The organism is Pontibacter flavimaris, from assembly GCF_001907195.1.
Classification (GTDB): Bacteria; Bacteroidota; Bacteroidia; order Cytophagales; family Hymenobacteraceae; genus Pontibacter; species Pontibacter flavimaris.
On sequence record NZ_LVWA01000002.1, the window covers coordinates 545,409 to 551,522 of the forward strand.

3 protein-coding genes are annotated in these 6,114 nt (G+C 53.6%); all 3 read left to right on the forward strand.

What is annotated here, in order from left to right; all coding sequences use genetic code 11:
• The first annotated feature begins 53 nt into the window (after window positions 1-53).
• From porU to A3841_RS02245, 3 genes are read left to right on the forward strand one after another with little or no spacing between them, the layout of a single operon-like run.
• Window positions 54-3,503 (forward strand): type IX secretion system sortase PorU, encoded by a 3,450-nt coding sequence (gene porU, locus A3841_RS02235; RefSeq protein WP_083610142.1) that lies wholly within the window; start codon window positions 54-56, stop codon window positions 3,501-3,503.
• Between the two features lie 50 nt (window positions 3,504-3,553).
• The gene (gene porV, locus A3841_RS02240; RefSeq protein WP_073850635.1) at window positions 3,554-4,684 is read left to right on the forward strand and encodes a type IX secretion system outer membrane channel protein PorV; all 1,131 of its coding nucleotides are present in this window, start codon (window positions 3,554-3,556) and stop codon (window positions 4,682-4,684) included.
• Between the two features lie 17 nt (window positions 4,685-4,701).
• Window positions 4,702-5,985: a M16 family metallopeptidase gene (locus A3841_RS02245; protein WP_073850636.1), complete on the forward strand. Its 1,284-nt coding sequence runs from the start codon at window positions 4,702-4,704 to the stop codon at window positions 5,983-5,985.
• Window positions 5,986-6,114 lie beyond the last annotated feature (129 nt).

Below are 6,114 nucleotides of genomic sequence, written 5' to 3' on the forward strand. Positions count from 1 at the left end.
CCTGCCCATACGTTAAAGTAGGGCAGGCAGCATTTCATAATTTATACTTGCTTATGATGTGGCACAAGCGATTGGTTTATGCATGCACCCTTTGTCTGCTTACCTGCCTGACGAACGCTGCCGCACAGACCACTGCCGCCACTTCTTTCTCCGGTAATTCGGTGCTCAGCGAGGGCGAGTGGTACAAACTAGCCGTTACTAAAAGCGGCGTCTACAAGATTGATAAAAGTGTACTGCAGGCGCTCGGCATCTCTCCCCAAAGTATAGATTCCCGGAAAATCCAGCTTTACGGCAACGGCGGCGGCATACTGCCCCAGCCCAACAGCGCCCCCCGCCCCGACGATCTGCAGGAAAACGCCATCACGGTGGTAGGCGAAGAAGACGGTAAGTTTGATGATACCGACTTTATACTTTTCTACGCTCAGGGGCCTCACGCCTGGAAGTATGACGAGGCCGAAAAGCGCTTCCGCCACGCGTATAACGTCTACTCCGACACCGCTTTTTATTTCCTGCGCATCAACCACAGCCCCGGCGCACGCATTGCCACACGCGGGCAGGCAGCAGGGCCAGCCCAAAGTATAACCAGCTACAACGAACGGCTTTTTCATGAGCAGGACCTGAAGAACATGGTGTTCTCGGGCCGGGAGTGGTATGGCGAGGAGTTCAACTCTTTTCAGACGAGCCGTAGCTTCAACTTCCCGGCCTCGGATGTAGTGGCAGGCACGGAGGTGCAGCTGGAAGCGGCGCTGATGGCCAACTCCCCCACCGGTAGCAGCTTTATGGTGCAGCTCAACAACCAAACCCTCGGCACGCAGGACATTGCCGGTCGCGGCACCCAAAAGTATCATCCCGAGGGCATCAACAGCACCAAAACCTATCGTATAAACCAGCAAAGCCTTGGCAACGGCAACGGGTTTACGGCTACGGTCAATTTCAGCCCCGGCGGCAGTTCCACGGCCATGGGCTATTTGAACTACCTGGAGCTGCACTACGAGCGCCAGCTGAAACTCTCCGGTGAGCAAACCGCCTTCCGCTCCATCCAAAGCACAAATCAGCCCGTCAGCCGCTTTGCTATTGCCGATGCGCCTGCCAACGCTACGATTTGGGATGTCACTAACCCGGCCCTACCTGTAAGTCAGCAGCACACCAATGGCAGCTTCAGTACGGCTACTGCTTTGCTGCGCGAGTTTGTGGTGTTCCAGAGTATCAGCAGCAAACCCATCCCCGTGGGCCGTGTGGAAAACCAGAACCTGCACAGCCTCAACCAAAGTGGCTCCCTCGATTTTGTGATCGTGACACACCCGGCTTTCCTGCAGGAGGCGCAGCGGCTGGCCAGCCACCGGGCGCAGCACAGCGGCATGGAGGTGCAGGTGGTGACCACGCAGCAAGTATACAACGAGTTCTCCTCCGGGGCCCAGGACGTTACCGCCATCCGCGACTTTATGCGCATGCTCTACAACCGCAGCGGCAAACCGGAGGGCGATGTGCTGTACCTGCTGCTTTTCGGCGATGCCTCCTACGACTACAAAGACCGCATCCGCAATAACACCAACCTGGTGCCGGTGTATGAGTCCAGGGAGTCGCTGCACCCGATTTCGAGCTATAGCTCTGAGGATTACTTTGGTTTTCTGGATGAGGACGAAGGCGAGTGGGCGGAAAATGCGCAGGGAGATCATTTACTGGACATCGGCATCGGCAGGCTTCCGGCCCGGACAGTAGCAGAGGCAGCTACTATGGTCAGTAAGATCATCAACTATGATAGCCCGAGCCACTTTGGCAGCTGGCGCAGTAGAATAACCTTTGTGGCTGATGATGGCGATTACAACGAGCACCAGAACGACGCCGAGTTCCTGGCCAACTACCTTGTGGCCCATCAACCCAAGTATACCCCCAACAAAGTATACATCGACCTGTACCCCCAGCAGGCTGTGGCCAACGGGCAGCGCGTGCCGGAAGCCTCTGCCGCTTTGGATAAAGCCGTGGAGCAGGGATCGCTGATCACCAACTATACCGGCCACGGCAATGAGGTAAGCTGGGCCTCGGAGCAGGTGCTCACGCTGCCGCAGATCAGTAACTGGAAGAACAAGGATAACCTCACCTTTCTGCTTACCGCCACCTGCGAGTTCGGCCGCTACGACGACCCGGGCCGGCCGTCGGGCGCGGAGCTGGCGCTACTGCATGCCGAAGGGGGCGCAGTTGGCCTGCTCACCACCACCCGCCCGGTGTACTCCAACGGCAACCGCGTGCTCAATCGGAACTTCTACAGTGCCGCCTTTACGCCCATAAACGGGCGCATGCCCCGCCTCGGCGACCTGGTGATGCTGACCAAGAACAACAGTATATTGGCCAATGTAAGCGGCTCCAGGGGCGTAAACAACCGCAACTTCTCCCTCCTCTCCGACCCCTCCATGCAGCTGGCTTACCCGAGCTTGGAGGCCCGGATCACAAGTATAAACGGAAGGGAGGTTACGGCCGACACCCTGAGCGCCTTAGCAAAAGTTACCCTAAAGGGGCAGGTGCAAACCAGTTCCGGCAGCCTGGCCAGCGATTTCTCCGGCACCCTGCACCTGAAAGTATACGAGAAGCCGGCCGTGCTTCAAACATTGGGAGATGAAGGCAGCCCCAAAGTGCCGGTGCAGGTGCGTGAAAGTATACTTTACGATGGCAGGGCCAGCGTGCGGCAGGGTCAGTTTGAGGTAAGCTTTGTCGTGCCGAAGGATATCACCTACCAGTACGGACAGGGAAAGATAAGCCTGTATGCCAGCAACAGCACCCAGGATGCCCTAGGCGCTACCCAGGGAATCGTTATTGGCGGCACGGCAAAAGACGCTGCCATAGACACCACTCCCCCAGGTATCAACCTGTTCATGGATGATGATTCCTTCGTGTCTGGCGGCCTTACCGGCGAGACCACTACGCTGCTGGCCCGGCTATTCGACGAGAGCGGCATCAACACGGCTGGCATTGGCATAGGCCACGAGATTACGGCTGTGCTGGACGAGGAGCAGCATACGCTGGTGGTCCTGAACGATTACTATACTTCTGCGCCGGACAGCTACCAGCAAGGCGAGGTAAGGTATACTTTAAAAGACCTTTCGCCGGGCAGGCACACCATCCGCCTCAAGGCCTGGGATACGCATAACAACTCGTCGGAAGGCTATATAGAATTTTATGTATCTAATGATGCTAATCTTGCGTTAAAGCATGTACTCAACTACCCGAATCCGTTCTCAACAGAAACAACTTTTCTCTTTGACCATAACAGGGGCGGTGATGACCTGGAAGTACAGGTGCAGGTTTACAATATGTCGGGCAAGCTGATGAAGACGCTGCAAACAACCAGCTACAACAGCAAAACGCGCGTAGCAGAAATCTCCTGGAATGGCCGGGATGCGTACAATGATATGCTGACACCGGGCGTTTACATCTATAGAGTTACTGTGCGGTCGTTGCGGGATGGTGCGAAAGCCTCCGATTTTGAGAAACTTATAATTATAAACTAGAACAGTAGTACATATTTTCTATATTTGATATAGTCATCTATACCCTTCCTATGCAGAAAAATAGTAAGATACTGAAGGTAGCCGCGTTTGCGTTCGCCTTTTTTTCAGCGCCTGCTGCGTTCGCGCAATCAACGCCGCCTGCAACAACCACCGGCTCTGATCTGAACGCCGTTACCACCGCGGTTCCTATCCTGACCGTAGGGCCTGATTCCCGCTCGGCAGCTTTAGGCGATGCCGGTGTGGCTGCATCACCCGATGCCAACGCGTCTTACTGGAACCCTGCCAAACTGGGCTTTGTGCAGAACGACCTGAGCGTTTCCTTCTCCTATTCCCCGTGGCTGCGCAACATCGTGGATGACATGTCGCTGAACTACCTGTCGGGCTACAAGAAACTGAATGAGACGTCGGCGCTCTCTGTCTCCCTGATGTACTTCGACCTGGGCGAGATCCAGTTCATAGATGCGCAGCAAAACCCACTGCAGAACTACAACCCGAAAGAGTATGCCGTGGCTGTGTCGTATGGCCAGGCGCTTAGCGAGAACTTCAGCGTTGGTATCTCCGCCCGCTACATTCACTCCAACCTGGCCGGTGATGTGAACGTGAGCGGCAGTAACACGGAGTCGCAGCCGGGCAACACAGCCGCTGTGGATGTGGGCGTATACTACAACAGGGACCTAAGCCAGAACCTGAACCTGGCCCTGGGAGCCAACATCTCCAACATCGGTGGCAAGATCGCCTACTCCGAGGATGAGGATAAAAGTTTCCTGCCCACAAACCTGAAACTGGGAACCGCCATAAAGTATAACCTGGATGCATACAACTCGCTTACCCTGTTGGTTGACGCCAACAAGCTGCTGGTGCCATCGCCTGGTGCAGACACCGACCAAAGCGTGATCGGCGGTATCTTCTCCTCTTTTGGCGATGCGGAAGGCGGTGCCAGCGAAGAATTTAAGGAAGTAAACTTTTCCACGGGGGTGGAGTATTGGTATAATGAGTTGTTCGCAGCGCGTGTGGGTTACTTCTACGAGCACCCGGACAAAGGCGCCCGAAAATACTTCTCGGCCGGTTTGGGCATACGCTACCAGAAGTTTGGCCTGGATGCTGCTTACCTCATCCCGAACGATCAGGGTAACCCGCTCGCCGACACCTGGCGCTTCACACTTGCCCTTAACCTTGAATAGTAAACTAAATATTAAGAATGCTTGATAGAACAAAAGCTCCTGAAACATATGAAATAGATGCCGTTAGTATCCAGATAGCCGAGGTAACACACCTGCGCAATGGAGCCCGACTGCATACTATCAAAAGCGAAACCCAGCCTGTCATCAGGCTGGATTTTGTTTTTAAGGCCGGTAAATGGTTCGAAGAGAAGAAAGGTGCCTCCGACCTGGCAGCAAAGATGCTGCTGGAGGGCTCGCTTAACCATACGGCCAAGCAAATAGCTGACAAAGTAGCGTTCTACGGCGCCTCCTTTGATAACAACCACGGCTACGACCGCACTGAATTCACGCTTTATTGCCTGGCCAAGTATACTTCTGAACTGCTGGCCCTGGTGCTGGACGTGCTGCAGAACCCAGCCTTCCCGGAAGAGGAGTTTAACCTGCTAAAGCAGCGCACCATCCAGTCGCTGAAGGTGCAGCGACAGAAGAATAATTACCTGGCTACTCATAGCTTTACGCAACAAGTATACGGTGGCTCCCATCCTTATACTTTTGGATTTGATGAAGGCGTGCTAGAGGCTATCACCAAAGAGGAGGTAGAGCAGTATTACCGAAACAGGTTTGTATCCCAGGAGTTGGAAGTGTTTGCCTGTGGCGCTATTGATGATCTTCTACAGAAACAGCTGGAGCAAGAAATAGCCGCCTTGCAATTAGAGCCTTCTGCTACTTCAGCAACTGCGCCTGTACCAAGTATAACTGGTGAAGAAAAGTATAAACTTGTACCTATTGCAGATAGTCTGCAGTCTTCTATTCGCATTGGCAGGCGTTTTCCCAAAATAGACCATCCTGATTATCAAAAGCTGCTTGTACTGAACGAAGTGTTCGGCGGATACTTTGGCTCCAGGCTGATGCGCAACATCCGGGAAGATAAGGGCTATACGTATGGTATCCACTCGGTCATCTCCCCAAAAGAGCAGGACAGCCTTTTTTATATAGGCACTGATGTGAACTACGCAGTGACAGACAATACAATAGCAGAGGTCGTAAAGGAAATAAAGCTACTACAACAGGAGGAGATTCCGGCAGAAGAACTCGACACGGTAAAAAACTACATGTTAGGCAAATTCCTTAATGATATTTCTACCATCTTCGACCAGTGCGACAGGTACAAGCGCATCACGCTGCACCAACTCTCTCCGGACCATTACAATAAGTATGTAACTACTGTACGCACCGTGACGGCACCGGAATTACTTGAACTGGCGAATCAATATTATAAGGAAGAGGATCTTTATACAGCTGTTGCTGGAAGAAAGGAATAGAAATATAGCATTTCATGTTACCATACTTGAGGCCCCATCCTTTTAGGTTGGGGCCTTTGCTTTGGCGTCTGTGGCCGGGGCCTTTGGGGGGTGGGGTATAAAAAGAAAAAGGGGCAGCGGGATTTCTCC

Coding starts and splice junctions, on each gene's coding strand:
- porU (WP_083610142.1), top strand. CDS start 54: ATGATGTGGCACAAGCGATTGGTTTATGCATGCACCCTTTGTCTGCTT.
- porV (WP_073850635.1), top strand. CDS start 3,554: ATGCAGAAAAATAGTAAGATACTGAAGGTAGCCGCGTTTGCGTTCGCC.
- A3841_RS02245 (WP_073850636.1), top strand. CDS start 4,702: ATGCTTGATAGAACAAAAGCTCCTGAAACATATGAAATAGATGCCGTT.